The sequence below is a fragment of the Lactonifactor longoviformis DSM 17459 genome, from assembly GCF_900129135.1.
GTDB lineage: Bacteria > Bacillota > Clostridia > Lachnospirales > Lachnospiraceae > Lactonifactor > Lactonifactor longoviformis.
This window is the reverse complement of sequence record NZ_FQVI01000042.1, coordinates 1-25290: the sequence shown is the minus strand read 5'-3', so window position 1 is coordinate 25290 and position 25290 is coordinate 1. Positions and strand designations below refer to the sequence as shown.

Annotated in this window: 24 protein-coding genes and 1 pseudogene; 21 read left to right on the top strand and 4 right to left on the bottom strand. The window is 45.4% G+C overall.

Annotated elements, in window-relative coordinates; all coding sequences use genetic code 11:
• Positions 1 to 324 precede the first annotated feature (324 nt).
• The 3 genes from BUA56_RS21035 (at position 325) to BUA56_RS21025 (ending at position 2263) form a co-directional block, all read left to right on the top strand.
• Positions 325 to 666 (top strand): PadR family transcriptional regulator, encoded by a 342-nt coding sequence (locus BUA56_RS21035; RefSeq protein WP_072854734.1) that lies wholly within the window; start codon positions 325 to 327, stop codon positions 664 to 666.
• Complete coding sequence (locus BUA56_RS21030) at positions 663 to 1181, top strand: DUF2812 domain-containing protein (protein WP_072854733.1); 519 nt, start codon at positions 663 to 665, stop codon at positions 1179 to 1181. The genes BUA56_RS21035 and BUA56_RS21030 overlap by 4 nt, the downstream gene beginning before the upstream one ends.
• Positions 1182 to 1288: 107 nt before the next feature.
• A complete protein-coding gene (locus BUA56_RS21025) occupies positions 1289 to 2263 on the top strand; it encodes an MraY family glycosyltransferase (protein ID WP_072854732.1) in 975 nt (324 codons plus the stop codon).
• Between the two features lie 66 nt (positions 2264 to 2329).
• Here BUA56_RS21025 and lplA read toward each other — a convergent pair whose 3' ends face one another.
• Positions 2330 to 3313: a lipoate--protein ligase gene (gene lplA, locus BUA56_RS21020; RefSeq protein ID WP_072854731.1), complete on the bottom strand. Its 984-nt coding sequence runs from the start codon at positions 3311 to 3313 to the stop codon at positions 2330 to 2332.
• 18 nt (positions 3314 to 3331) lie between these two features.
• A complete protein-coding gene (locus tag BUA56_RS21015) occupies positions 3332 to 4045 on the bottom strand; it encodes an SDR family oxidoreductase (RefSeq protein WP_072854730.1) in 714 nt (237 codons plus the stop codon).
• A 211-nt stretch (positions 4046 to 4256) separates the two neighbouring features.
• On the opposite strand from BUA56_RS21015, the gene BUA56_RS21010 reads away from it, so the two are divergent.
• The 18 genes from BUA56_RS21010 to lpdA all read left to right on the top strand — a co-directional run bounded on the left by BUA56_RS21010 (position 4257) and on the right by lpdA (position 24424).
• On the top strand, positions 4257 to 6077 hold the full coding sequence (locus tag BUA56_RS21010; protein ID WP_158641027.1) for a sensor histidine kinase: 1821 nt from the start codon (positions 4257 to 4259) through the stop codon (positions 6075 to 6077).
• 25 nt (positions 6078 to 6102) lie between these two features.
• Positions 6103 to 7716, top strand: a complete 1614-nt coding sequence (locus BUA56_RS21005) for a response regulator (RefSeq protein ID WP_072854728.1) — start codon at positions 6103 to 6105, stop codon at positions 7714 to 7716.
• Positions 7706 to 8719 (top strand): substrate-binding domain-containing protein, encoded by a 1014-nt coding sequence (locus tag BUA56_RS21000; RefSeq protein ID WP_072854727.1) that lies wholly within the window; start codon positions 7706 to 7708, stop codon positions 8717 to 8719. Before BUA56_RS21005 ends, BUA56_RS21000 begins: the two co-directional genes overlap by 11 nt.
• 8 nt (positions 8720 to 8727) lie before the next feature.
• Complete coding sequence (locus BUA56_RS20995; RefSeq protein WP_158641026.1) at positions 8728 to 9825, top strand: ABC transporter substrate-binding protein; 1098 nt, start codon at positions 8728 to 8730, stop codon at positions 9823 to 9825.
• A 187-nt stretch (positions 9826 to 10012) separates the two neighbouring features.
• Positions 10013 to 10993: an ABC transporter permease gene (locus tag BUA56_RS20990; RefSeq protein ID WP_072854725.1), complete on the top strand. Its 981-nt coding sequence runs from the start codon at positions 10013 to 10015 to the stop codon at positions 10991 to 10993.
• Between the two features lie 14 nt (positions 10994 to 11007).
• A complete protein-coding gene (locus tag BUA56_RS20985; protein WP_072854724.1) occupies positions 11008 to 12498 on the top strand; it encodes a sugar ABC transporter ATP-binding protein in 1491 nt (496 codons plus the stop codon).
• A gap of 16 nt (positions 12499 to 12514) precedes the next feature.
• Complete coding sequence (locus tag BUA56_RS20980; RefSeq protein ID WP_158641025.1) at positions 12515 to 13555, top strand: ABC transporter permease; 1041 nt, start codon at positions 12515 to 12517, stop codon at positions 13553 to 13555.
• A gap of 55 nt (positions 13556 to 13610) precedes the next feature.
• On the top strand, positions 13611 to 14636 hold the full coding sequence (locus tag BUA56_RS20975) for a substrate-binding domain-containing protein (RefSeq protein WP_072854722.1): 1026 nt from the start codon (positions 13611 to 13613) through the stop codon (positions 14634 to 14636).
• A gap of 54 nt (positions 14637 to 14690) precedes the next feature.
• A complete protein-coding gene (locus tag BUA56_RS20970) occupies positions 14691 to 15230 on the top strand; it encodes a hypothetical protein (protein WP_072854721.1) in 540 nt (179 codons plus the stop codon).
• Positions 15230 to 16012: an alpha/beta hydrolase family protein gene (locus BUA56_RS20965; protein ID WP_072854720.1), complete on the top strand. Its 783-nt coding sequence runs from the start codon at positions 15230 to 15232 to the stop codon at positions 16010 to 16012. Before BUA56_RS20970 ends, BUA56_RS20965 begins: the two co-directional genes overlap by 1 nt.
• A gap of 34 nt (positions 16013 to 16046) precedes the next feature.
• Entirely contained in the window at positions 16047 to 16835 is a 789-nt protein-coding gene (locus BUA56_RS20960; RefSeq protein WP_072854719.1) for a hydroxypyruvate isomerase family protein, read from the top strand.
• Positions 16836 to 16845: 10 nt separating this feature from the next.
• On the top strand, positions 16846 to 17811 hold the full coding sequence (locus BUA56_RS20955) for a thiamine pyrophosphate-dependent dehydrogenase E1 component subunit alpha (RefSeq protein ID WP_278320882.1): 966 nt from the start codon (positions 16846 to 16848) through the stop codon (positions 17809 to 17811).
• A 21-nt stretch (positions 17812 to 17832) separates the two neighbouring features.
• Entirely contained in the window at positions 17833 to 18810 is a 978-nt protein-coding gene (locus BUA56_RS20950; RefSeq protein ID WP_072854717.1) for an alpha-ketoacid dehydrogenase subunit beta, read from the top strand.
• A 19-nt stretch (positions 18811 to 18829) separates the two neighbouring features.
• Entirely contained in the window at positions 18830 to 20107 is a 1278-nt protein-coding gene (locus tag BUA56_RS20945) for a dihydrolipoamide acetyltransferase family protein (RefSeq protein ID WP_072854716.1), read from the top strand.
• A gap of 25 nt (positions 20108 to 20132) precedes the next feature.
• A complete protein-coding gene (locus BUA56_RS20940) occupies positions 20133 to 20897 on the top strand; it encodes an SDR family NAD(P)-dependent oxidoreductase (protein WP_072854715.1) in 765 nt (254 codons plus the stop codon).
• 9 nt (positions 20898 to 20906) lie between these two features.
• The gene (locus BUA56_RS20935) at positions 20907 to 22010 is read left to right on the top strand and encodes a M24 family metallopeptidase (protein WP_072854714.1); all 1104 of its coding nucleotides are present in this window, start codon (positions 20907 to 20909) and stop codon (positions 22008 to 22010) included.
• Between the two features lie 30 nt (positions 22011 to 22040).
• Complete coding sequence (locus tag BUA56_RS20930) at positions 22041 to 23072, top strand: zinc-dependent alcohol dehydrogenase (RefSeq protein WP_072854713.1); 1032 nt, start codon at positions 22041 to 22043, stop codon at positions 23070 to 23072.
• Complete coding sequence (gene lpdA / locus BUA56_RS20925; RefSeq protein WP_072854712.1) at positions 23069 to 24424, top strand: dihydrolipoyl dehydrogenase; 1356 nt, start codon at positions 23069 to 23071, stop codon at positions 24422 to 24424. The genes BUA56_RS20930 and lpdA overlap by 4 nt, the downstream gene beginning before the upstream one ends.
• A gap of 119 nt (positions 24425 to 24543) precedes the next feature.
• Here the strand turns inward: lpdA and BUA56_RS20920 are convergent, their stop codons facing one another.
• Positions 24544 to 25035: a glycosyl hydrolase family 18 protein gene (locus BUA56_RS20920; protein ID WP_084068181.1), complete on the bottom strand. Its 492-nt coding sequence runs from the start codon at positions 25033 to 25035 to the stop codon at positions 24544 to 24546.
• Positions 24977 to 25290: pseudogene (locus BUA56_RS23080) on the bottom strand (hypothetical protein); the annotation flags it as partial. The pseudogene BUA56_RS23080 and the gene BUA56_RS20920, both read right to left, overlap by 59 nt.

Here is a 25290-nt window from a genome sequence, read left to right as displayed (position 1 = left end):
GGATAGGGACAAGTCAGGGAGGTTAAGCGGAGTGAGCCGAAGATCCAGTCCACCAGCTGATTAACGAGGAAGGCTTTCCTGACGAGTTTAGCAGCTGGTAGGACTTAGCTGAGGGGAACGGAGCCTCGAGCTGACTTGTCCCTATCCCCCGGCCCCTGGCCTGGCCCTGTCTCCCCGGTGCTCCCTCCTATATCCGTCCGTCTGCAACGCTGCGCTGGCCCACTATTTTATCTCGAACTTTACATACACAAAACTATAATTTTGTTGACAAATATATCGCCGGCTGATATATTATAATATATCGATTAACGATACATCGGTTGCATGATAGATTGGAGGACGATAGGTGTGGAAAACGGTATTGTACTGACAGAAGCCTGGTATTATATTCTGTTAGCTGTAAGATGTCCCAAACATGGATACGGCATTATACAGGAGGTAGCGGATATTACCTGCGGGAGAGTAAGCTTGGGGCCCGGAACCTTATATGGGGCCATTAACTCAATGCTGACAAAAGGATGGGTGAGACTGTACAGTGAGGATAAGACATCCAGAAAAAAGAAAGAATATGTGATAACAGAGACAGGAAAAGAAATATTCGGCAGAGAGGTAGACAGACTGCAGGAAATGCTGGACAATGCGAAAAGAATGGGGGAAGGGGAATGAAAAAGTTTAAGTGGTATTACGACAAGGATGCTGAAGAGTTATGGCTGAATGAGATGGTTAACCAGGGGTGGGCACTGGAGCATTACTTTCTGGGTGTATATACCTTTGCTCCCTGTGAGCCGGGGCAGTACATCTACCAGATTGATCTGATGCCCAGTACAACTGCCGGTGCCCGGGATTTTAAGGAATTTATGGAGGACAGCGGTATTGAGGTGGCAGAACAGTGGAACCAGTGGGTTTATCTGAGAAAGGATGCCCAAGACGGGGGATTTGAGCTGTATACCGATGATTACTCCAGAGTGGAACAGTATAAAAGAATAAGAAATTTCTTTACGTGTATTATGTTAGTGGAAGTGATAGTTGTGTTTCTTCAGCTAAATGCCGCTATCCAGACAGGTTCTTATATTTTCGGAGGAACAACGGTTTGTTTTGGACTGCTGCTTATCGTTCTGCTGAGGATTATTTGGAAATGCCAGTGGAAAATTGAGGAACTGGAAAAACGGTTAAACGGATAGTGGTGTTTATCTCTGGAGATAAGCAAAAAGGCATTGTTTTTTCTTCTTTGGGAGGCTATAATTAAGGGTGCTGACAAAAAGAGAATAAAGAAAAAGGGAAAAAACAAATGGTAAATTTTATTTTTAACGGTTCGGTACCGACAGTGATGTTTCTGGGAATACTCTTTGCATTTTTTGCTACCTGCTTTTGCACGGCGAAGTTTTATCCTCTGCTGCCGAAGGATATAGGAAGGGATTTTGCCCATGACGGTAAGCTGTCCGCGGGGAAGCCGAGAGGGGCCGGATTCATATTTATATTGGTATTTGCCGCATCCGGGCTGATCTTTGCAAGGCTGAGCGGGGAGCTTGTCATTTACATTATTTTAGTAGGGGCAGCTATGATGATGGGCTTTCTGGATGATGCTTCTAAGGTGCCCTGGGGAGAATATAAAAAGGGCTTTCTGGATTTTGTCATTGCGGCTATGGTGGCAGTAACGTTTTTAAACTATAATTCTAATAAAGTGGAGATTATGATTACCGGGACAAGCATTACAATTCCTGTTATCTTATTTGGAATCCTGACAGTTGTCCTGGTATGGGCATCCATAAATGTGACTAATTGTTCTGATGGGGTAGACGGCCTGTCAGGGACGTTGACACTGGTTACTATCATCAGCATCTATATCATCGATATTATAAAAGGAAACAACGACGATTTCAGTTATCTGATATTGCTGTTCGCGGTCTGTATCCTGGGGTATCTGTGGTTTAATGCCACGCCCAGCAAACTGATGATGGGAGATGCAGGTTCCAGGGCCATGGGATTGTTTATCAGCATTGCAGTACTCAAGACTGGGAGTCCATTCTTATACCTGCTGGTTGCACTGGTATTGATTCTTGACGGCGGGCTGGGCCTGTTAAAGGTGTCGCTGCTTAGGTTTTTAAAGATACGTATTTTAAAAAATGTGAGGACGCCCCTTCACGATCACGTGAGGAAGGTTTGGGGATGGTCCAATACACAGACGGTATTCCGGTTTACTATTATTCAAATTGTGGTCTCTATGGCTGCTGTCTATTTGACGATTATAAGAATGGTTTCATAGGGTTAAGTATATTTGATAATCTAAAAGGCTCTCGTCCCCGGGGATGAGAGCCTTTTTATGCCCTTTTCAGTGAAAGAGCAAGTCGCAGAATTCTAAAGCATCCATACCTTCTATATAATCGGATACGGATATCAATTCTAATGTTTTTAAGATAGTTTCATAGCGGAAAACAGTATTTTGTAATTTCTCTTCCAGATTCTCTGTCTCCTTTTTTCCAAAGAAATCCCCATAGATTTTAAGAGTGCGCAGTTGGCCTGACTCTATATAAAGGTGCAGGGTTACAATTCCAAATGGGTACTTTCTGCTTTTTGACAATGTAAATGGGGGGGAACTGCCATAGTTCCATTCCCATGTCCGGTATTTCTTGTCGGCCAGTGACTGAATGGCCGCTGTTTCTTCCGGCGTAAGACGGTGTTCCTGCAGATTTGGAATTGAATGCAGCAAATAGGAAGTAAGACTTTTCATGAACGCCGTCACAGTTATATCGTCAGAGAGACTGGATTTTAGATTCGTTACCCGGCTGCGGACAGATTTAATCCCCTTACTGTCGATCTTCAAGGGATTAGGAGTAAGAGCTTTTGAAAGACAGGTGATATCGGAATCAAAAAGAATGGTGCCGTGGTGAAGAACCCGGTTTCCGAAACAGGCCTGTGCATTGCCGGAGAATTTCATTCCGCAGAGGGTGAGGTCATTTCTCCCGGAAAGCTGTACATGTAATCCCAGCGTTTGTAAAAAGAGACAGACTGGCTGTGTGAAATAAGCGTAGTCATTGAAATGTTCTTTTTCTGTGGTCTGAATGATAGAAAAATTAACATTGCCCAAATCATGATATACGGCGCCGCCTCCAGTCATGCGGCGCACAACCCGTATGTTGTGTTCTGTTACATAAGGGTGGTTAATTTCCTCCAGGGTATTTTGATTTTTTCCTACAACAATCGTGTTATCATTCTGCCACAGGAGAAAGAAATCTTCCTGGGAATTTTTCACAAAGTATTCCTCACAGGCCAGATTAAAAAAACAATCGGTGCTGGAATGATTCAGCAGATACATAGCACTCCTCCTTATGCATTATATTTTGTCATAGGCGCTTGCCCATGGGACAAGATCTCTGATAATCATTCGTTCAGGCGTCTGGAGCAGGAAGGAAATACAGCTTGCGATATCTTCCGGCAGCATACATTGTTCCGGACTGCAGGGCATGCCATTTTGATGCAGGCTGTCTGTGCTCGTTACGCCAGGATATATGGAACTTACGCGTATCTGATAAGGCTTTCCCTCCTCATACATAGCTGCGGCAGCCCCAGCCAATCCGTATTTTGAAATACTGTAAGTGCTTACTGAGGGTTTGGCACCTAAGGCCACAGTTGAATTAATATAGATAATGTAACCTTTTTTTCTGGGTTTCATATAAGCAAGGACATCTCTGCTTAAAAAGAAGGTGTTTTTCAGGTTAAGATTCATTACTTTGTCCCATAAAGGATCCGTAATTCCGTCTATTCCATCGGAGGGATAAATTCCTGCACAGTTGATGAGTGTGTCGATGCTTCCCAGAGTTGATAAGGCGGCAGGAAGTACAGAGGCTATCCCCTCTGAATTATTTAAATCTACGCTATAAGGAATATATCTGTTTTCATATTTGCTGCATAAGTCTGCTGTTCTTTGCAGTCCCTCCAGGGAGCGTGCACATAGAAACAAGTTCATTCCCTGTGCGGCAAGCGCCTGTGCCGCTGCTCTGCCAATCCCACTGCTGGCACCGGTGATAATTGCATTTTTGTAATTCATAAATAACCTCCAGCCCTAAAATTATATTGGTTCTATTGTAATTCCATTTCCGTGGAGGGACTGTTAACTTTTTTTGGAAGATTATGTGTAGATTTTTTACAATGTGTATAAAAAACATATAAATAGTAGGAAAAAACTGGTAAAATTGACAATAGAATCGAAATGTGATAGTGTAAAAACTACAAAATCCGATAAAAAGGGACAAATGATTATGGGAAAAGAAATATTCAGAAGTTTAAAGAAAAAGTTATGTCAAATCCGGTCAAAATTGGTGATTTACTACTTTACATTTTTAGTAATTCCCATGGCTATGATGATTTTGATTTTTAATGTAGCCATTCATGTGATGAAGAATTCGGAAGCTCAGTATACTATGAATATTCTGTCTCAGATGAACAACAATATCAGTGAGACCATGAACCGAATATTTACGCAGACTGCCAGGGCGGCAGTGGACAAGTCATTATGGAGTATTCTGGAGAAGAGCAAAGAAGACGCAGATAAAACCAGAGGGGAAGATCAAAGGACTGTAACAGACATACTCCTGAGATACCTCGGGGATATGCCCTTTATACAGTCCGTCAATGTTCTAGGGTATAATGGAGAAATATATTCTCTGGAGGATGGGGGAGCCTCTCTGCCCAGGGACTATGTTTTTACAAATTCAGAATGGTATCAGAAGATGCAGGCTTTTGGAACAGAAAGCTTATTGGTTCCAACCCATAAGTCTTACGATATGCTCGCAGAAAATCAGGAAAATAATGTTATTACATATGTGCGTGAGATCCGAAATGATGATTCATCAATGGGATACCTGATGCTGGAGGTAGAGACCGGGATCTTTACGTCTTATATTGACAGTTCTTATTTTAAAAAAGACAGCAGCATTATTATTATTGACAGCAGTACAAAGAAAGTAATCTACCATACAAAACCCGAATACATAAATTCACAGTTCAGAGAGGGCTATCTGTCCCAGATTTTGAGTAATTCCCAGGGCTATCTGGTAACAGATACACATAAAGAAGAACAGGAAATAGTAGCACATACTACCTCAGAGGAGGCCGGATGGAAAGTAATTTATACCCTGCCTGTCAAAGTAGCATACAAATCTATCCGCTCTTTGACTTTTATGGCAGTATATATATTCATTCTCTGTATTCCAGTGGCTATCGGTCTGGCTATCATGGTGAGCAAAAATCTGACAAATCCAATCTTTGTTTTAAGAGACTGCATGAAAGAGGTGGAGGACGGAAACATTCAGGTAGAGATTCAGGTACAGTCTCAGGATGAAATCGGAGAACTGAGTATTAGCTTTCAAAAGATGCTGGAGCATATCAGAAGACTGATTGGAGAGGTATATCAAAAGGAGATACATAGAAAACAGGCAGAGCTCAATGCGCTGCAGGCACAGATTAATCCCCACTTTCTGTATAACACGTTTCAGATTATGGATATTATGGCAGAGGAGAAAGAGGCCTATGAACTCAGTGACGCCTGTCAGGCATTGTCCCGTATCTTTCGATACAGTATTCGGAAAAAGGAAGAAGTGAGCCTGAAGGAAGAGATAGAACATGTCAAAAACTATATGTACATTCAAAATATTCGGTTCGGTGACCGGCTGGAGGTAATATATGAAATCGTTCCGGATACCCTGGATATGGAGATTATTAAATTAATGATACAGCCAATTGTAGAGAATGCTATTATTCACGGCATAGAAAATCAGGATAAAGTCTGCAGAATTTCCATATCATCCCTGGTTACAAATGATGTACTTTCTATCATTGTAGAGGATACAGGGAGCGGTATGAGCAGTGAAGAGTTATCCCGCCTAAGGACAGAGATTAACCGGGATGTACTGGAAAGCGGGGAAACGAAAAGGAGGGAAGGCGGAATTGCTATGCGCAATGTAAATCAAAGAATTAAACTGAGATATGGAGGGGTTTATGGACTTTACGTACACAGCCAGAAACAGAAGGGAACTAAGGTGATTCTGAATCTGCCCGCAAAAAGAGTAAAGGATATTTAAAAGAATAAAGGAACAGGAGCTGAATATGGTAAAAGTATTAGTTGTGGACGACGAAGCGTATATCAGACGGGGAATTATTCATAAGGTAAAGCGTCTGACAGATTTTGTGGACGAGATAGAGGAGGCAAAGAATGGAGAGGAGGCTTTTCATAAGATAAACAGTTTTCGGCCGGATATTGTAATTACGGATATTAAAATGCCTGGCATGAATGGACTGCTTCTAATTGAGAAATCTTTGGAAAAAAATCCTTTTATTAAATTTATTATTATCAGCGGATATGATGATTTCGAGTATGCCAGAAAGGCCGTCCGGCTGGGGGTGTTTGATTATTTACTGAAGCCTATTGTAAATGATGAGCTGAAACAAGCTTTAGTATCATTAAAACAGAAGATACAAGAAGAAAGAAAGAATGCAAGACTGCTGGGAAACTGGGCGGAGAATGCGGAAAAGGATATGATATACAAGAAAAACCGTATTATGGAATCCTTTTGCAGGTGGACAGGGGAAATTCCCGGCGAACTATTGGATAAGGTTTTAGAGTATGGAAGTATACAGGAGGATGGGTATATCACAGGGATACAAATTGAGGTACTGGAGCAGAAAAACCAATACTGCCTGCCTGGTGAGAATGGCTTGTATCCATTTGTAGTCACAAATATACTGGAAGAGTGCCTTGAGAAAAACGGAAGGTGCATAGGTTTTTATGAGGAGTCCCAGAATGTTAAAGCGGGAGCCCTGGTGTACCATACGTACAGTATTCGGCGTCTGGAAAAAGAATTGCTTGCGGTCAGAGATAAAATAATGGAGATTTCAGGCCTTTCCGTCTGCTTTGCCCTGGGGAATCCCCAAAGGAGTCTGAAAGCTTTTCCTAAGTCATATCGGGAAGCCGGCAATGCGTTACAACAAAAAATGATATATGACACTAAGGGAGTGATTACCCAGGAGGATTATGGGCTGATACAGAAAAATGACTATACGATCAGTGAAAATGACAGAAGGCTGCTGTCCCATTATCTTTTGTTCATAGCGGCCGATCAGGAGAAGCTGACAGAACTGGGCATTAAAATGATAGATGACTTTTATGAGAAGAAAGTAAGCTACAGAAATTTGAAGACAGCCTACCTGGATCTGGTAATTACAGTGCTCAATGAAGTTAAAAACAGAAATAACGGGCAGTACAGAGAGATTTATGAACTGGATGTTGAAAAGATTTTTGAGCAGTGCAATTCGATTGAGGGACTGAAGAAACACTTCAGGGGATTAATTGAAAGTATTGCACAGGTGACTAAGACGGAAGATTCGGACAGCAGCAAAGGGATTATAAAAGAAATTGAGCAGAGAATACACACAGAATATTTTCATGATTTAAAGCTGTCAGCACTGGCAAATGAGTACTATATCAATCAGAGTTACCTCAGCACCCTTTTTTTGCAGGAGACGGGAAAGAATTTTATAAAGTATCTGACAGAGGTTAGATTGGAGAAAGCCCGGGAGCTGCTGGAGACCACACAATTTTCCACCAGCCAGGTGGCGGAATTTGTGGGGTATAATGACAGAAGTTATTTTACTTCTGTTTTCCAGAAAAAAATGGGGGTGAGTCCGGCAGAGTACAGAAAGAAGGTGAAGGATGAAAATTAAAGGAAAAGGTGCTAACCTATATACGGGAATTATAACAGTTCTCTCCCTATTGCTGGCTGTGTCACTGGTGGGGAATGCACTGCTGGCCAGAGAACAGGAAGATAGGAGAACGGTGGCATCTGCGGATGAAAGCCAGGAAGAGTATATATATTTGCCTGTTTTTAAAAATGATCCAATTATAGTGGAGCAGGATATTAAGGGGCTGGAGGCTTTTGCCAAGGAGATGGGAGTGAAAGTTTCTGTAGAGGCGCCCCAATCCTATGATGTGGTGGAGACAGCAAAACTGCTGGAGAAGGCCATACAGAAAAAACCGAAGGGAATTATGATATGTGCTACGGAAGAAAATCTGATTCCTTATATTAATGAGGCGGCAGAGGCAGGCATTCCGGTGATTACCGTGGATTCTGATTTGCCGGAGAGTAAAAGACTGGCCTATATCGGGTCAGACTGGTATCAGATTGGGAGAAAACAGGCAGAAGCACTGATTAAGCTAATCGGAGGAAAAGGGACAGTGGCAGTACTGGGTATCATTGGAAACCGCAACTCAGACAATGCCTGGGCAGGATTTTGCAGTGTTATGGAGGAGTACGAGGATATTTTAGTACTGGATATGTATGATGATGTGTCAAATTGGGAAGAGGCAAAGCGCATGACGAAAGAAATTCTGAAAGAATACCCACAGATTAAAGGCATTGCAGGTGTAGATTCCAACAGTGCGAAAGGAATCTGTGAGGCTCTGGAGGAGGAAAAAAAGATCGGACAGGTAAAAGTAGTTAGTGTTGATATGACATCTCAGCATATAGAGCTGCTGAAAAAAGGATATGTACAGAAACTAATTGGGCAGAAGAGAGAGCTTTTTACCTATTACGGGGGTAAGCTTCTGTATGACTATAACCATAACCAACTGCAGATCCTGAATGAAAATCAAAATATTTCCATCACCAATATTCCTCAATATATTGACACTGGAATTGTAGAGCTGGAACCGGAAGACGTGAAATGAGGAAAGCTATGAAAAATATTAAGGCAATTATTGTAACCATATTGCTGTCTATCGTCCTGGTTTCCCTTTTGATTTTTCGCTATTTTAGGGAGGATCTGTATGAAGCGGAGGATAATTCTCTGGACAGGCAGACCACAGAGATTGTATTGCTTCATTGGATTGAGATACCAGATAAAATTACAGAAAATTTTCAGGAGGAGTATCCGGAGATCCGAATTAAATATTACAAGTATCACAAGGCTACTTACCCTACGGCAATTGAGGATAAGCTTCTGGGGGAACAGTCCTTTGATCTTCTGGGGGTTCCCCTTGAGGAGTATGGCCAAGGGTGCCGAAAAGGTCTCTATGCGGATCTTCAGGATCAGCCCTTTTTAGAGGCATATGGTGCAGATATCAGAAAGTGTGTGAGGGATAAAGCCGAAGGAGGGGAATTTGCTGTGGCTCTCAGCAGTTCCTGTTTTGGAATATGGTATAATCAAACCATTTTTTCTAACTACCAGTTGGATGTTCCTGAGACGGCAGAAGAACTTCTGCAGGTATGTTCCGTATTAAAGTCGGCGGGGGAGCGGCCCATGATAGCCGGAGGACGGGATTCAAAAGGGATCCTCCCACTGATGCTGCTTGACAGCCCCCAGCCGGATGGAAAGACAAGAAAGGACATAGTGAACATACTGCTGAAAGATTATATGGGAGAGGTATGGGAGGAACTGACTTACCAGCAGGCTTTCCAGGAGTTTAAAAAGGGAAGATATGCCATGTTTCCTGCCTGGGACACCTCTGTACAGCTGGCAGACAGCGAGCTTGAGAATATATTTATTCCCGGGGTGTTTTGTCTTCCCTACGAGAATACAGAAGGGGAGAAAGCTAAACCTGTCTTACTGGCGGATAATCTGACAGCAGTTTACAGCAAGTCGGAGAAGAAAAAGGAGGCGATAACCTTTTTAAATTATCTGAGCCGTCCTCAGGTAGCCGCCCAGCTGTCAGAAGCCAATGGCTGGCATTCCTCGCTGGAAACGACGGTTTCCCCTGAACTGCCTTACGATGATGTTTGGAGACCTTTAAGAAACGGAAAAATTGCAGACGTATCTTTTGTGCTGAATAAATGAGTTGCTGTGAAGCAGGGCAATGACTGTCCATGCGGAGCGGCAGCTCTTTTTTTGTCAGTAAAGAGCAGAAAAATCTTCACATATGCCCCTAAAAAAAGTGAATAGAATTACTCTGCCGTTCAGCTATAATCAATCTTAACTTAATCAGAAGATACAAGTTAAAAAAGAAGTGTAAGGAGAAAAGTCTATGGAAAAAACAAAGCAAAGGAAGAGGGGCAGTATTTTTCAATTTGTTATTGAAAAACGTGCGTTGGCATTGCTGATTTTAATTCTGGTATTTTGCCTGGCATTTTCCCTGGTGTTTCCGGATACCTTTGGTACGTTGGGAAACTTTTCCGGAATATTGCTGAATATGTCGGCGGAGGGATTAATCGTTGTGGCAATCGTACCTCTTTTAATCGTTGGTGAAATTGATCTTTCCCTGGGGGCGGTTATGGTACTGGGCAGTATTCTGTGCGGCAGACTGATGATTTTGGATGACATGAACATGTGGCTGGCAATTCTGATATCTCTGGGGGTATCTGTTCTGTGCGGTCTCATCAATGGAATCATAGTGGCTAAGATCAATGTAGTTTCATTTATCGCCACTCTGGCCACCAGCATGATTTATCTGGGAATCGCAGTCATGCTGGCGGGAACTGGCTGGACAGATTTCCCGGATCCTTTGTTTCGGACCCTGGGTCAGGGAAAGATCCTGAATATCCAGCTGCCTGTCATATACATTATAGTCATTTTTATTATAATGTCCCTGCTGATATCCAGAACCAGATATTTCCGGCAGTGCTATTACATTGGCGGAAATGCTAAGGCGGCAGAGTTATCTGCAATAAACACCGGAAAGACCAAAATAGTATTATACATGATTGCATCTGGTATGGCATGTATTTCAGGAATTATCTCAGCCATGCGCTTTAATTCGGCGCTGACAAGCATTGGAGCAGGAGTGGAAATGAGAGCTGTGACGGCCGCTGTCATCGGAGGCGTCTGTTTTACCGGAGGCGCGGGAACTATGGCCGGGGCTGCTATGGGTGCTTTGTTTGTAGCCTGCCTAAACAATGCCCTTACCATTGCAAGCATCAGCCAGAACATGCAGAACGTAATTACTGGCGTGGTATTAATCCTGGCCATTGTACTGGACGTAGTCCTGGCAAAGAAAAAGGCAGAATAACGGGAGGAGAAAAAATGGAGAAACCTATTTTAAAGGTAACGGGGATTGTAAAAAATTTTCCTGGCGTGAAGGCCTTAAAGGGAGTGGATTTTGATGTGCGGGCCGGTGAGGTCCATGCGCTGTGCGGGGAAAATGGTGCAGGAAAGTCCACACTTATGCATATCCTGTCCGGCGTATATCAGCCGGATGAGGGAGAGATTTATCTGGAAGGAAAAAAAGTGCAGTTTCATAATCAGAAGGAGGCCAATGAACAGGGAATTGCAATCGTTTATCAGGAACGTTCTTTGGTGGAAGGACTGAATGTGGCAGAAAATGTATTTGCCGCCAGACAGCCCTCCAATAAATTTTCATGGATACACTGGAAGCAGCTGTACAGGGAGACGGAAGAAATTCTGAAAAGTCTGGATATCCAGGTGAATCCAAGGACAATGGTGTCCTCTCTTTCCCCGGCCCTTCAGCAGATGGTGGAGATAGCCAAGGCTTTGTCCTTAAAGCCCAAGGTTCTTATATTGGATGAACCCACCGCTGCGATCACAGAAAAAGAAGTTGTAGCATTGTTTCGGCTTATTGAAAAATTAAAAAGAGAAGGGATGGCAATTATTTATATCAGCCATCGCCTGGTAGAAATCTTCCAGCTTGCGGAGCGGGTGACTGTTTTTAAAGATGGCAGCCTGGTAGAAACAGCCAATGTCTATGATGTAGATAATAACTGGCTGGTAAACCGTATGGTAGGGAGAGATCTGGAACTGAAACGGGTGGAAAGAGAGATCCCTAAGGATGTAGTGCTGAGCGTAAAGGGACTTTGCGGGGGTAGTTTCCAAGATGTCAGTTTTGAACTGAACAGGGGAGAAATCATAGGATTTGCAGGACTCGCCGGTGCCGGCCGTACAGAGGTAATGAGAGCAATTTTCGGGGCAGATCCCATTCTTGAAGGAGAAATTTATTTGAATGGCAGCAAGATGCACCCCCAAAATACAAAGGACAGCATTGAAAGAGGGATCGGATACTTGCCGGAGGACAGGAAAGCCCAGGGGCTATTTTTGGAGATGTCTATTTCAGATAATATATCTTCCGCCCATATGAATCAGACCGGCAGGGGGATCTTTCTGGATGATAAAAGACTTTTGACGGAATCTGAAAAATACAAAGAGCAGCTCAGAGTGGCAACACCCAGCGTCCGTCAAAAGGTAGTGAATCTCTCGGGAGGCAATCAGCAGAAGGTTGTATTTGCCAGATGGCTTATGGTAAACCCGAGAATTATGATTGTAGACGAACCCACCCGGGGTGTGGACGTGGGAGCAAAGGCTGAAATATACCAGATTCTCAGAGAGATGACGAAAAAGGGAACCAGTATTATCCTTGTATCCTCAGATTTGCCGGAGGTTATGTCAATCAGTGATCGCATATATGTTATGCACGAGGGCGAAATTACCGGAGAGCTCTCAGGGGCAGAAGCCACGGAGGAAGCAATTATGCGTCTTGCTTCCGGAATTCGGGATGAATAAACAGGAGGAAAAAGGAATGGAACAGACAATCAAAAAGAATAAAACCAAAGGTACGTTTTCTCCGGGAAAAGTCATTGATCTGGTAGCACAGAAGAGGTGGCTGATTCCTCTGACACTGATTGTGGTGTATGTAATTGCATTTGCAGTCTTATATCCCTCTGTTTTTTTGACAAAATATAACCTGGCATCTCTGCTGCTGGAATTTTCTATCCCTGCTTTTGTCATTATCGGTATGGCGATCCAATTGATAAACGGTGAAATCGATCTTTCCGTAGGATATGTGGTCATGTTTTCCAATGTGTGTGTTGCCTGCCTTATCGTGCTGGGGGTACCTGTCTGGGGGGCCATCGCCATAACCGTTCTGTTTTGTGCTCTCATAGGCTGGCTTGTAGGCGTGTTAGTTGCAGGTGTGGGGGTGAATTCCTTTATTGCTACGCTGGGATCCGGAATGGCTTTCTATGGTTTAGGACTTATGGTATTTGATTACGGATATAAGTACGGGACGAATAATCCCAATCCCAATGGCCTGGATCTTCTGCATCTGCCGGATAGCTTTAAAAATATTGCGCAGCTGCAGATAGGCGGCTTCCAGCTTCCTGTATATTATGCACTGGCTGTTATTGCAGTCTTTGTGGTTCTGATGTCTAAATCGAAATATTTTAAGCAGTATTATTATATAGGCATGAACAAGGAGGCGGCTGAGCTCTCCGGAATCCGTGTGAAAAGAACCAAAATAGCAGCATTTGTTATTAGCGCGACCCTTTCGTCCCTGGCGGGAGTCCTGCTGGTGGCCAGAATGGGAAGCGGCGCCACTACCTTGGGTGTGGGGATGGAACTGAAAGCGATTACAGCTGTGGTAATCGGAGGCGTTAGTTTTAAAGGGGGACGCGGCACTATGATTGGCGCTGTCTTCGGCGGGCTTTTTGTGTACTGCGTGAATAACGCACTGCGTATTACCAATGCACCGTCAAATCTATACAAAGTAATTGAAGGTTTAATTCTGCTCTGCGCGGTAATTCTGGATGCGCAGTTCTCAAAGAGAAAGATAGTAGGATAGCAGAATGATAGGGCGGTTACCGCCTATCAAATAAAAAGAAAAGGAAGGTATTTTTATGAAGAGACAAAAGGTAATGAAATGGCTGGCCCTGGCAATGGCCGGCGCGATGACATTAGGGGGCTGCGGAGAGGCTAAGGCTAAGAACAGCAGCTCAGAGGGGGCAGAAACCAAAACCGAAGATGTATCAGATGAGGTATATGTATGGGCCTGTCAGCACAATTCTCTGCCTCTGTTTGTTAACAACGATTATATCGGCATGGATTTGATTGCTGAACAACTCGGTGTGACAGTTAAGAAAATCGGGCCCCAGGAAATAGATCTTCCGGCGTTCGTAGCAGCCATTGAACAGGAAATCCCGCAGAAGCCAGACGGGATGATGGTGGTAGGATGGGATGCCTCTTTGGCAACCGCCATTGATAAAGCTATGGAGGCTGGTATTCCTACTATTACCGTTGATGCGGATGTACCAGACTCTCAGCGTCTCTGTTTTGTGGGATCGAATTGGTATGATCAGGGTGTGGAACAGGCGAAAGCGATCGCTCCTTACCTGGAAGGGAAGAAGGGAAAAGCAGTCATGATTGGTCTCCCAGGAGCCAATAATACCGTAGAAGCCGCAAACGGCTATACGGAAACCCTTGCGAAATTGGCGCCGGATATTGAAGTGGTAACCCAGGTATATGATGCACAGTCTAATGCTCAGGTTGTGGCAGAAACAGTTGGCAATCTTTTGAAATCGGACAGTTCTATTTTGGCAGTGGCAGGTTTTGAATCCGCCTGCGGCCCTGGTATCTCTCAGGCGATAAAGGAAGCGGATATGGTAGGCAAAGTATATGGAACCTGTGTTGATGCAGAGGCAGAACATATTCAGTGTATTAAAGACGGTACTATTGTCGCTGCCTGCGGACAGAAACGTCACTTTTTCACCTATTATGGGGTAAGAATGTTATATGACTATAAGCACAACAACATTGACTTTACGGGTCATGATGCTGAGATCGGCATTTCCCCGATTCCAACAGAAGTATCTACAGGCTTTATTGTGGTTACCCCGGATAACGTTAAATATTTTGATCAAGAGTAAAAGACTGAGGCCGGCAGGGGATAAGTCTCCTGCCGGAGATTCGGGAGGTGCGAAATGACAGGCAGAAGATCACTTTATATACTGCTTGCAGTTGTGCTCAGTTGTCTGAGCATAGCGGGCTGCGGAAACAAAGAAGTGCTGGGGAATCCAAACGCAGAGCTGAAGCTTTCACTGGGTGATACAGAGGGTTGGAAAGAGGAGAGAGATACCCCTCATTCTCTGGCCATTGCTTCCGTAGAGCTATATCAGCAGATGATGGATGGAAGGGTCACACCGGAAGAGGGCTGGGAACAGCTCAGGCAAATGGGATGCCGGGAGTCCGTTGAGGCAATGAATGCCCAAAAAACAGAATTTATACAGAGTATTGAGGATACAAAAGAATATTTTAACAGTCAGCAGGAGGCGATTGAGGGATATGACTTCAGCGAATGTGTAGAAGATTCCAACTATGAAAATCGGAAAGTAATCTATCGCATTCAAAATATGAAGAGTGGAAAGAAATATTATTTCCGGCAGGATTTCGTCCAGGAGGACGGTAAGTGGAGGATATACGGAGATAATGTGGAGAATGAATTTGCTCTGGAGGAGAGCTGATGGTAAAGGTTAAAGAATTTAAAATGAAGTCCGGTGAAGAATACTTGAATGCCAGACTGTGTCTGCCTTCAGGAGAAAAGGTGCCCGGAGTAGTAGTTGCCCACGGATATTCTGGTGTAAAAGAAGAATACAATGAGCTGGCAGACTTTCTATGTGACAAAGGCATGGCTGTTCTTCAATTTGATGCCAGGGGAACGGCAGAGGATTCTGTATTACAGGGTAATCTTCTATGCATGACAGAGTGGATAGAGGATGCTGCCAATGCTGTAAGTCTTTTGGCGGGTATTCCTGAGATAGATGAAGATCGGATTGCTTTTACCGGATGCTCTATGGGAGGAGCAAATACAATCGCAATGGCAGCTCTGGACATAAGAATTAAGAGAGCCGCCGCCATGGCACCATTTGCGGATGGAAAGAAAATGATAGAGGAAAACTACCTGGTTTCCTATGCCCTGGGAATGAAAGAAGAGGACTGCAGAGTCTATGAGGAGGAAAGGAAAAGACGGCCTTATATGGTATCGCATGTGACGGCTTCCTCCTTGTGGAATAGCTTTATGATGTATCGGCCTGAAAGACTGGCAAAGGAGGTAAGGATACCTACGCTGATTCTTCACGGCACTGCAGATGAAATTGTATCCAGAGAGCAGAGTGCCCGAATATATGATAGCCTGGGAGGAGAAAAGAGAATGGTAGAGCTTATAAACGGACCCCACCACATTCCGGAGTCTCAGGTCAGATATGAAGCTTTTGAAGAGATTGCTCAATGGTTTTCTTACATGTAACCATTTTAAAATAAAGAAAAATTGGAGGTTAGATATGAAATATTCATGTTGTATTGAAATGCTGTTTACGGAGTATGATTTTCCGGAACGTATCCGGAAAGCCAAGGAAGCAGGATTTGACTGCGTGGAATTCTGGTGCTGGGAGAATAAAGATCTGGATGCCATAGAAGCTGTGCAGAAAGAAACTGGTATGGAAATTGCTATCATGCAGGGAAATCTGGAGGGGAGGATGGTGGATCCCAGAGATCTTGACCTGTATCTGGACGGTGTAAAGCGTTCTGCAGAGACTGCGGAGCGTCTGGGCGTTAAAAATTTGTTTTTAATGTCAGACATCATGAAGGAGGATCGGTCTGTACTGGAACCTCCGTACACCCTCACAAAAGAGGAAAAAATGGAGGCCAGCGCCAGGGTTCTGAGGGAGCTCATTCCTATTGCAGAAGAGAGCGAAATTACCTTCGTGATTGAACCTCTCAACACGCTGGTAGATCACAAGGGATATTCTCTTTGCAGCAGTGAGGAGGGGGCACGCATAATAAGGGAAGTAAACCATCCGGGAATCCGCCTGCTGTATGACGCATACCATATGCAGATTATGGAGGGAAATATTATAGACACTATAGGAGATATTTGGGATACTTTTGGATATTTTCATATTGCAGATGTGCCTGGAAGGTGCCAGCCAGGGACAGGAGAACTAAACTATATCAATATAGTATCAGCACTGAAGAAGACAGGATATGACAAATACATTGGATTTGAATTCCTCCCAAAGGGAGTTAGTTCGCAGGAAGCAGCCTGCAAAACATTAAAGCAACTGAAATAGTAAAAAAGGAGTGAAAATAATGGATAGAGATACCAGATTACATTTGTATAGAGAGATGCTGAGGATCCGGCAGTTCGAAGAAAAGGTGAGGGAACTGGCCATGGCCAATGAGCTTCCTGGATTTTTTCATCTTTATGTGGGAGAAGAGGCAGTGGCAGTGGGGGTGTGCTCAAATTTAAAAAAAGAAGATTATATTACAAGCACGCACAGAGGCCATGGACACCTTCTTGCAAAGGGGGCAGATATGAACCGTGCGATGGCGGAGCTATTTGCCAGAGAGACCGGCTACAATAAAGCGCGGGGCGGTTCTATGCATATTGCCGCGCCTGAAGTTGGTATGCTGGGAGCAAATGGTATTGTAGGAGCCGGAATCCCTATTGCCACGGGAGCTGCGTTCTCCTCTAAATACCAGAAGGATGGAAAGGTGGCAGTAGCCTTTTTCGGAGATGGCGCCACCAGCCAGGGCACTTTTCACGAAGCGCTGAATATCGGTGCCTCCTTTTCACTGCCTGTGGTATATGTCTGCGAAAATAATCTCTACGGGGTCAGCACAAGGCAGAGCAAGGTAAGAAAACTGGAGGATATTGCCGAGCGGGCAAAAGCCTACGATATGCGGGGAATCATTGTGGACGGCAATGACATTGAGGCTGTCTGCGATGCCGCAGGAGAAGCGGTAAGACTTGCCAGAAATGGGGAGGGTCCTACACTGATTGAGTGTAAAACGTATCGGCATTACACCCATTTTGTTGGGGAACCGGATAATTACCGTCCCAGAGAAGAAGTAGATACCTGGAAGAAAAAGGACCCTATTACAGGCTATGCCCAGCGTCTTATCAGGGAAGAGACGGCAGTTCAGGAGGAATTGGATGAGATTTTGCGTTCGGTAAATCAGGAGGTAGAAAAAGCCGTAGAGTTTGCAAAAAACAGTCCAAAGGCCAGACCAGACACAGTATTTGACGATGTATACGCAAATTAAGAGAGATAGGAGAGTTCAGTTATGAGTATAATGTCATATTCAAAGGCATTGGGAGCTGCCATGGCAGAGGAGATGCGAAGAGACGATAAAGTGGTATGTATAGGAATTGATCTGCAGTATTACGGGGGAGCCTTCGGCGTGACCCAGGGGCTGTGTGAGGAATTCGGAGAAGACAGGGTGGTAAATATGCCTATCGCGGAAGCGGGGTATACCGGACTGGCAGTAGGAGCTGCCGCCACGGGACTTCGGCCAGTGGTAGAATTACAGTTTGGGGATTGGGTTACCATAGCTTCCGATCAGCTTGTGAATCAGGCAGCCAATATGCGGTATATGTCAGGAGGGGCCTTATCTGTTCCTATGGTTATGCGTCTGCCCTGCGGCGGCTTTGGTGCGGCGGCAGCCCAGCATTCCCATATGTTTGAAAGCTGGTTTGCCTTCGTGGCAGGCCTTAAGGTTATGTGTCCGTCGACGCCGGAGGAGGCTAAGGGCATGCTGAAGACAGCAATTCGTGAAAACGATCCCATTATCTTTCTGGAACATCGCCAGTGCTACGAGATGAAAGGGGAGGTGACAGAGGATCCCGAATTTACTGTTCCCATTGGCAAGGCAGCAGTGAAGAGAGAAGGAAAAGACGTAACTATAGTTACCTACTCCTACATGGTGCATTTTGCACTGGAAGCTGCAAAGATTCTGGAACAGGAGGGGATTGATACGGAGGTAGTGGATCTGCGCACCATAAAACCAATGGACACAGAGACGGTTTTAAATTCTGTCAAGAAAACCCACCGGGTGCTCTGCCTTCAGGAGACTTGGCTTACCTGCGGGGTTGCCGGTGAGGTGGCAGCTGTCATTGCAGATCTGGCATTTGATTATCTGGATGCACCTGTAAAACGGATGGGAAGCCCGGACTGCCCGGCTCCTTTCAGCCCGGATCTGGAAACATATGTGCTTCCCAGTGTGAATGGAATTGTGCAGGCAGTCAGAGAACTGATGGAATAACTAAGGAGGGCATTTACTTATGGCAGAAGCAATTAACATGCCCAAGTTAGGGCTTCAGATGACCAGTGGTACGATTACCACATGGTATGTAAAAGAAGGAGATCTCGTAGCAAAAGGAGATCCGGTCTTTGCAATCGAGACAGATAAACTCAGTTCGGATGTAGAGGCTACCTCTGGGGGGACGATTCTCAGGATATTGGCTCAGCCGGGGGAAACCGTTGAGATTACGAAACCATGCTGTTATGTAGGAGAAGCAGGGGAAACCTTAGACGCTGAAGCTGTGGAAGAAGTTTCAGAGGAGATGCCTGCCGGGGGTGAGCCGGCAAAGAGAGTATTCTGTACTCCCTATGGAAGAAAACTGGCCCGGGAATATGGAATAAGTGTGGAGGAGCTGAAAGGGACGGGTCCCGGGGGAAGAATTGTGGCTGCAGATGTGGAAGCCTGGAGAGTATCGAACCAGGGACAGGCTACCCATAGAGCCAGAAAACTGGCTCAGGATTACCAGATTGAACTGCCGTCAGTCCCGGGAAGCGGACCCAGAGGAAGAATTCAAAGTGAGGATATTCAAAGAAGTTTAGCAGAGAGCGGCAGGGGAGACAAAGAGGAAGAGACAGTTGTTAAAGATATGTCATCTATGCGGAAAACAATTGGGAGAAGATTATCTGAGAGTAAACAGACGATTCCCCATGTTTATTTTAAAGATGAAGCGGATATGACCAGTCTGATGAATGTAAGATCTAAGTTCCAGGAGGCTGCTGTGGGAAGAAACGGCAATAAGCTGTCTGTTAATGATATTGTGCTGAAGGCGGCCGCCGTGGCGTTATCGGAGTTTGAAGAGCTGAATGCCCAGACGGACGGAGCAACTATTACATATTTTAAACATGTCAATCTGGGCGTAGCGGTAAGTGTGCCTGACGGCCTGGTGGTTCCCGTGATTCGCAGAGCGGATGAAAAATCAGTTGCAGACATATCCAGGGAAGCTTATCTTCTGGCAAAAAAAGCCAGGAGCAAAAAGCTGATGCCTGAGGAAATCACCGGAGGAACTTTTACCATATCCAATCTGGGAAGCTCAGGCCTGGAGTGTTTTCAGGCCATCATCAATCCGCCTGAGTCTGGAATCCTGGCAGTAGGATCCATTAGAAGAAAGCCGGTGGCAGTGGGAGACGAGATACAGATACGGCCTATGATGGCACTTACCGGATCCTTTGATCACCGGCTGATAGACGGAGCCCTGGCCGCTCGGTTTATGGTCAGAGTCAAAGAACTGCTGGAGAATCCATTGACTTTGTTTTTCTAAAATACTGCTGTGGGAAGGTGAGATTATGTATGGATTATTAGAGGGAAAAAAGGCACTGGTAACAGGAGGCGCACAGGGAATTGGCAGAGCCGTGGCAAAGATATATGCCGAGAACGGGGCCGATGTTATGATTGCAGATATGAACAAAGAAATGGCAGAGGATGCAGCGCGGAAAATAGCGCAAAAGACGGGACAGGAGATTGGATTCTGCGGGGTAGATGTATCAAATGCGGCCAGTGTGGCAGAAATGGCAGAGTGTGCTGTTAAAAAGATGGGCAGGCTGGATGTTCTCTGTCATGCGGCAGGAATTCTGATTCACGCAGAGATTCTCCAGATGACAGAGAAACAGTGGGATACTATATTTGCGGTAAATGCAAAAGGTACTTTCCTGGTGGATCAGGCAGCCGCAAGGCAGATGATAAAAACAGGCGGCGGAAAAATTGTCAATATCAGTTCCTGCTCGGCTAAGAAGCCAACCTATGAAGAAGCGGGATACTGTGCCACAAAGGGAGCGGTTGGTGCTTTTCTCCGTGTGGCCGCCCTGGAATGGGGACCCTATGGCATCTGCGTCAACGGGGTGTGCCCCGGTGCTACGGATACACCAATGGTCCGATCAACCTTTATAACCAGCCCTGAAATCGAAAAAGAGTGGGTGGAAAAGACGGCTCTGAAGCGATTGGGTACGCCTCTGGATCAGGCGAGAGCAGTTCTCTTTTTGTCCAGCCCTTTGGCGGATCATATTACGGGAGAAAGTCTGATTGTTAGCGGCGGTGAACTGATGGGACAGTAGGAGGAGCGAATGAATCAGGCTAATTTAATGGATTTTAAAGAGAAGAGAGAGCGTGTCTGCGCCTATCTGAGGGGAAAAAAGGAGAATGCTCTGGTTCTGAGAAGAAGAGACAGCTTTGCCTGGGCTACCTTTGGGGGGGACAACAAGATATTTCGCTCTGGTGATTTGGGCGCAGGGCTTTTGGTATTTACAGAACAGGATACCTATCTGTTTGCGTATTCCATGGATGCAGACCGGATTATGGAAGAGGAATTGGAGGGACTCCCTGTGGAACAGGTAACCGTTCTATGGAATCAGGGAACTCTGGAAGAGGCAGTAGGGCAGAAACTGGGGGATGTCAACGTGATTTCGGATTACCCTGCAGACGGGTGGAGCTGCCGGTTTGAAGAGCTCCTGCAGTTGAGGCTGCCCTATACCTTATGGGAGCAGAAACGCTATGAGCAGGTGGGTGCCCTGTGTGACCGTCTGTTTTATGAGGTGGCAGAGGAACTGCGGCCGGGAATGACAGAACAGCAGGCAGCCAGTATTCTTGCCCGGCACTTTGAGGAAGAGAAAATGGTGCCAAAGGTGCTGTTGGTAGGCAGCGATGAGAGAATCACAAAATACCGGCATCCTCTTCCTTCGGACAAAGTAATGGAACACACGGTACTGCTACATGTAGCCTCGGATAAGTATGGAATGCACGGCAATATAACAAGAATGCTCTGCTTTGGAGAGATCCCCGGTAACTTGGAAAGGGATTATGAATTGCTGAATCTTTGCCAGGCGTCCGTGATGTCATTGCTGAAACCGGGGGTCCCCTATAAAGAACTTCTGAATATCAGAAGACAGATTCTCCGGGAGGCCGGAAAGGAAAGTGAGTGGAACCTGCACTTTCCCGGTGCTACGGCAGGCTATTATGTTGGAAGCTCAGAGCCTATATTAGGCGAAGCGAGGGTAGAAGACACCCGGTGCTATGATTGGTTTATGACAGTTACAGGCGCTAAGGTGGAGGAACTTTCCATGGCATCTCCCCAGGGTGGAAAGGTTCTGTCAGCTGCGGGCTGGTGGCCAGGGAAAGAATACCAGGTAAAAGATTATAAATGCTGTCTTCCGGTGATTATGTGCCGATGACGGTTTATGACAGAGAACAAGGAGGAAGTTATGAGAGCTGCTGTATTTGAAGGAGAAGGAAAATTAGTATTGCAGGAAGTTAAGAAGCCTGAGATCTTAAAGGAAGATGATATCATAGGAGAAATTGAAGTCTGCTCTATCTGCGGGACAGATGTCCATATGACCAGTGTGCCCCCGGGATACCCGGCGACTCCCGGAACTATATTAGGCCATGAGCTGGTGGCAAAAGTGGTAGAGACAGGAACGGGGGTGACTCAATTTAAAGTGGGTGACCGCTTTGTGGTAAATCCCAATGAATATTGCGGAAAATGTAATTACTGCAAAAAGAACCTGCCCAATGAGTGTGAGGATATTAAGGCAATGGGCATTGACGTGGACGGGGGATTTGCAGAGTTTGTGAGAGTTTCGGAGAAAATGGCCTTTAAAATTCCGGAAGATATGCCCAGTGAACTGGCGGCTTTTGCGGAGCCTCTAGCCTGTGCTGTCAATGCATCCAGGAAGATACGGGTCAATCCCAGCGAGAGCGTAGTGATCATAGGGGCAGGACCCATAGGGATGATCTTCATCCAGCTAATGAAAGCGGCAGGGGCATATCCGATTATTTCTCTGGAGCCTAATCCGGTACGAAGGGAATATGCATTAAAATGCGGGGCGGATTATGCGGTGAACCCCCTTGAAGTGGATGCACAGTCTTTTGTAATGGAAAAAACACAGATTGGGGCCGATTATGCCATTGATGTGGTTGGATCCCAGATGATGGCAGCTATTAACTGCATCAGAAAAGGCGGAAGTGTCCTGCTGTTCGGAAATAATGCCAAAGCAGCCCCTGCAGTGATACAAAGTCAGATCACCTATAAGGAAGCAAAGGTTCTGGGAACCTGGCTGGCAAATGCATCCTTTGATCAGGCGGTGAAGATGCTGGCAAGCAATACTCTTAATCTTGAATTTTTGGTTTCCCATATTCTTCCTCTGGAAAAGATTCATGAAGCCATAGATCTGATGCGCCGCGGAGAGGGCGTAGAGGTGTTGGTGGATCCCAGGATGAAGGAGCAGGGCATATGAAGTATGACATAGGAATTATCGGGGGCGGCCCCGGTGGATATGTGGCTGCCCTGCGGGGTGCACAGCTGGGGGCTAAGGTGGTATTGTTTGAAAAGGATACCCTGGGAGGAACCTGTCTGAACCGGGGATGCATACCCACAAAAACACTGCTGAAAAGCGCAGATATTTTGAGACAGGCAGAAAAGGCGGATAAATTCGGGGTTTCTGTGGGACCGATTGTGCTTGATTACAAAAAGGTTAAGGGGCGTAAGGACAGTATTGTATCTCAGCTTACCGGCGGCGTTGCAGGACTTCTGAAAAAGAACGGCGTAGAGGTTATCTACAAAGAGGCCAAAATTGCAGGAAAAGGACGAATTGAAGCAGAAGGCGACATTTATGAGACTGGAGCTATTATCCTTGCAGCGGGGTCCCGCCCGTCGCGGCCTCCCATTCCGGGAATTGAACATGCCGTGGACAGCACATGGATGCTGGAACAGTCCTCTCTGCCAACGTCTATGGCAATTGTTGGAGGCGGCGTAATAGGTGTGGAATTCGCTGCCGCATTTCGTGCATTTGGAGTAAAGGTTACGATTATAGAAATGCTTCCCAAGGTATTAAATATGGCAGATGATATGGTTATTGCCTCTGCACAGAAGCTTTTAGAACGGGAGGGAATAGAAGTAATTACAGGGGCAAAGGTAGAGAAAATAGGTCCCTGCAGTATTACTTATGAGACAGAAGAGGGCAGCTTTACAAAAGCAGTGGATGTTGTTCTTGCAGCAGTCGGGAGAGTACCGGAGACAGACGGCCCGCTGCTGAAGCTCTTGGGAATTCAGCAGGAACGGGGGCGCGTGGTTACAGACTCCTATATGCGTACTACTGTGCCTGGAATTTATGCCATTGGGGATGTAAATGGAACATCCATGCTTGCCCATACTGCCAGCAGAGAAGGGATTGTTGCTGTAAATCATATTATGGGACAGGATACGGCACCAATGCAATATGAACGTATTCCTTCCTGCGTGTATACAACCCCGGAAATTGCATGGATCGGTATGACGGAAAAAGAAGCAGCAGCAATGGAACTGGACTATCTTACCGGGGAATTTCCTTTAGCGGGGAATGGCAAAGCATTGGTAGAAGGAGAAACCCTTGGCAGGATTAAGATTATTTCTCTGAAAAAGACAGGAGAGATACTGGGAGCCCATTTAGTTTGTCCTCATGCGACGGATATGATCATGGAAATCGGTGCCTGTATGGAGGCGGAAGGAACCATCGATGATATAAGGGCAGCCATACATCCGCATCCCACAGTATCCGAGGGGATGTGGGAAGCAGCGGAAGATGAACGGGATATGGCGATACATTGGTAATAAGTAACCGGTCAAGAGATTGAGCGTCAGATGGCAGAATGATTTAATGAAAGGAAGCGCGGCAGGAATGCGCTTCCTTTCTTGCATGGTGCAGCTTTTTCCATTCTTTAACGTTAGAATCAGCGTTTGATATTGAACAAGTAGTTTACCAGCAGCCAGTTTTGGCGGAAGGGCCGCATTAGCTGCCAGTAGTCCACACCCCGGAAGCCATATTCCGTTACCAGATTTAACTTGGCCTGTATGCTTCTCACATCCTCAAACCAAACGATATGTCCGATGCCATCTCTGGTGTATTCAAAAAATGGCGCCTGTGATGTGTCATCGTACTGAATAGCTGCATTATTTAAGGAAGCTATCTCTATGGCTTCGTGATTGCCTATGTTGGCAGCTTCCGTGACCCCGCGCACGAAGGGGAGGGGCCAGTCATAGCCATAGTTTGGGATTCCCATGGATATCTTGGCGGGAGTGATTTCGCTCACGGCGTAGTCAAGTACCTGTCTGACCTGGGGAATGGGGGCCACTGCCATGGGGGGACCATAGGTATAGCCCCATTCAAGACATAGGTAATTTGATGGGAATTTTAGGGAAGATGTTGAGGGTAAAGTTTGCATTCTCTCTATCTCCCCTTGTGTTAGGCTTTTCTTTGGTGTATGTAATTTTCTGAATTATTTCTTTTAGCATCTGATTCCGTGACTGCATATCCTGTACTTCCCAATAGGTTTCAACTACTTTACGGACTTTCGGAACGAACTCTTCCCTTGATTTTTGTTCCAGCAATGCAGAATGGTACTCCTCTTCTAATTTTTCGATTATCTGCTCCTTTTCTCTGATTAAACTGTTTAAGGTTTGGCTCCTCTCGATAAATA

What these genes read in the sequence shown, in the direction of transcription:
- BUA56_RS21000 (WP_072854727.1), top strand. Translation starts at nt 7,706, where the DNA reads ATGAAAATTAAAGGAAAAGGTGCTAACCTATATACGGGAATTATAACA.
- BUA56_RS20960 (WP_072854719.1), top strand. Translation starts at nt 16,047, where the DNA reads ATGAAATATTCATGTTGTATTGAAATGCTGTTTACGGAGTATGATTTT.
- BUA56_RS21010 (WP_158641027.1), top strand. Translation starts at nt 4,257, where the DNA reads ATGGGAAAAGAAATATTCAGAAGTTTAAAGAAAAAGTTATGTCAAATC.
- BUA56_RS20930 (WP_072854713.1), top strand. Translation starts at nt 22,041, where the DNA reads ATGAGAGCTGCTGTATTTGAAGGAGAAGGAAAATTAGTATTGCAGGAA.
- BUA56_RS20970 (WP_072854721.1), top strand. Translation starts at nt 14,691, where the DNA reads ATGACAGGCAGAAGATCACTTTATATACTGCTTGCAGTTGTGCTCAGT.
- BUA56_RS20995 (WP_158641026.1), top strand. Translation starts at nt 8,728, where the DNA reads ATGAAAAATATTAAGGCAATTATTGTAACCATATTGCTGTCTATCGTC.
- BUA56_RS21015 (WP_072854730.1), bottom strand. Translation starts at nt 4,045, where the DNA reads ATGAATTACAAAAATGCAATTATCACCGGTGCCAGCAGTGGGATTGGC.
- lplA (WP_072854731.1), bottom strand. Translation starts at nt 3,313, where the DNA reads ATGTATCTGCTGAATCATTCCAGCACCGATTGTTTTTTTAATCTGGCC.
- BUA56_RS20985 (WP_072854724.1), top strand. Translation starts at nt 11,008, where the DNA reads ATGGAGAAACCTATTTTAAAGGTAACGGGGATTGTAAAAAATTTTCCT.
- BUA56_RS20920 (WP_084068181.1), bottom strand. Translation starts at nt 25,035, where the DNA reads ATGCAAACTTTACCCTCAACATCTTCCCTAAAATTCCCATCAAATTAC.
- BUA56_RS21030 (WP_072854733.1), top strand. Translation starts at nt 663, where the DNA reads ATGAAAAAGTTTAAGTGGTATTACGACAAGGATGCTGAAGAGTTATGG.
- BUA56_RS21025 (WP_072854732.1), top strand. Translation starts at nt 1,289, where the DNA reads ATGGTAAATTTTATTTTTAACGGTTCGGTACCGACAGTGATGTTTCTG.
- BUA56_RS21005 (WP_072854728.1), top strand. Translation starts at nt 6,103, where the DNA reads ATGGTAAAAGTATTAGTTGTGGACGACGAAGCGTATATCAGACGGGGA.
- BUA56_RS21035 (WP_072854734.1), top strand. Translation starts at nt 325, where the DNA reads ATGATAGATTGGAGGACGATAGGTGTGGAAAACGGTATTGTACTGACA.
- lpdA (WP_072854712.1), top strand. Translation starts at nt 23,069, where the DNA reads ATGAAGTATGACATAGGAATTATCGGGGGCGGCCCCGGTGGATATGTG.
- BUA56_RS20945 (WP_072854716.1), top strand. Translation starts at nt 18,830, where the DNA reads ATGGCAGAAGCAATTAACATGCCCAAGTTAGGGCTTCAGATGACCAGT.
- BUA56_RS20950 (WP_072854717.1), top strand. Translation starts at nt 17,833, where the DNA reads ATGAGTATAATGTCATATTCAAAGGCATTGGGAGCTGCCATGGCAGAG.
- BUA56_RS20980 (WP_158641025.1), top strand. Translation starts at nt 12,515, where the DNA reads ATGGAACAGACAATCAAAAAGAATAAAACCAAAGGTACGTTTTCTCCG.
- BUA56_RS20935 (WP_072854714.1), top strand. Translation starts at nt 20,907, where the DNA reads ATGAATCAGGCTAATTTAATGGATTTTAAAGAGAAGAGAGAGCGTGTC.
- BUA56_RS20990 (WP_072854725.1), top strand. Translation starts at nt 10,013, where the DNA reads ATGGAAAAAACAAAGCAAAGGAAGAGGGGCAGTATTTTTCAATTTGTT.
- BUA56_RS20975 (WP_072854722.1), top strand. Translation starts at nt 13,611, where the DNA reads ATGAAGAGACAAAAGGTAATGAAATGGCTGGCCCTGGCAATGGCCGGC.
- BUA56_RS20965 (WP_072854720.1), top strand. Translation starts at nt 15,230, where the DNA reads ATGGTAAAGGTTAAAGAATTTAAAATGAAGTCCGGTGAAGAATACTTG.
- BUA56_RS20940 (WP_072854715.1), top strand. Translation starts at nt 20,133, where the DNA reads ATGTATGGATTATTAGAGGGAAAAAAGGCACTGGTAACAGGAGGCGCA.